1 protein-coding gene is annotated in these 892 nt (G+C 68.3%); it reads right to left on the reverse strand.

What is annotated here, in order from left to right; translation table 11 throughout:
• Window positions 1-892 (reverse strand): HNH endonuclease signature motif containing protein (locus A9X01_RS14565; RefSeq protein ID WP_155772094.1); only part of this gene is annotated, 892 nt, incomplete at both ends.

Raw genomic sequence — 892 nt, forward strand, 5'->3', positions numbered from 1 at the left:
GGGTGGGATCCATTCGGTGTCGCCGTGGGTGTTTCGGCGGGTGAGGTAGTTGCGGAGTTCGACCATGCGGTTGTCGGGTCCGCAGGCCAGGGTGAGTTCGTCGATGTGGGTGCGGCGTTTGGCCAGCCAGCCTTCGAGGTGGTGGACCTGGGTCCAGTAGCCGGGCACGGTGCAGCCGGGGCGGGTGCAGCCGCGGTCTCGGGCTAGCAGGACCAGGCGTTGTTCGGGGGTGGCCAGGCGTTTGCCGTGGTAGAGGGCCAGGGTTTTGTCTTTGTCGAAGATGGCCAGGTAGTTGTGGGCGTGGGAGGCCAGCCGGATCACCTCGGCCATGGGGAGCAGGGTGCCCCCGGCGGTCAGGGCGCGCCCGGCGCCGGCTTCCAGTTCGGCCAGGGTGGTGGTGATGATGATCGAGGTGGGCAGTCCGTGGTGCTGGCCCAGGGTTTTCGACGTCAGCAGGGCGCGCAGGGCGGTGTTGAGGGCGTCGTGGTTGCGTTGGGCTGCGGTGCGGGTGTCGCGGTCCACGGCCTGGGCGGGGGCGCGCCCGTCGATCACCGGTGCGTCGTCGGCGGGGTTGCACATCCCTGGTGCGGCGAGTTTGGCCAGTACGGGTTCGACGGTGGCGCGGCATTCGGCGCTGATATATCCGCTGATTTTGGATAGGCCGTCGGGTTGTTGTTTGCCCAGCGTGATGCCGCGGTTGCGGGCCGGCTCGGCGGGCTTGTCGGGATCGAAGTCGCCGTTGGGTTTGAGGCAGTCCTTGTAGACCCGGGCGTACTCGGCCAGCTCGTCGGGGCGAAACCCGGTGGCGAACAATGCCAGCTTGGCCTCGGCTTCGGCCCGCGCAGGCGCATCGACGGTGTCGGGCAAGGTGGCGAAGAACTTGCGGATCACC

The organism is Mycobacterium asiaticum (assembly GCF_001668675.1).
In the GTDB taxonomy this organism is placed as follows: domain Bacteria; phylum Actinomycetota; class Actinomycetes; order Mycobacteriales; family Mycobacteriaceae; genus Mycobacterium; species Mycobacterium asiaticum_D.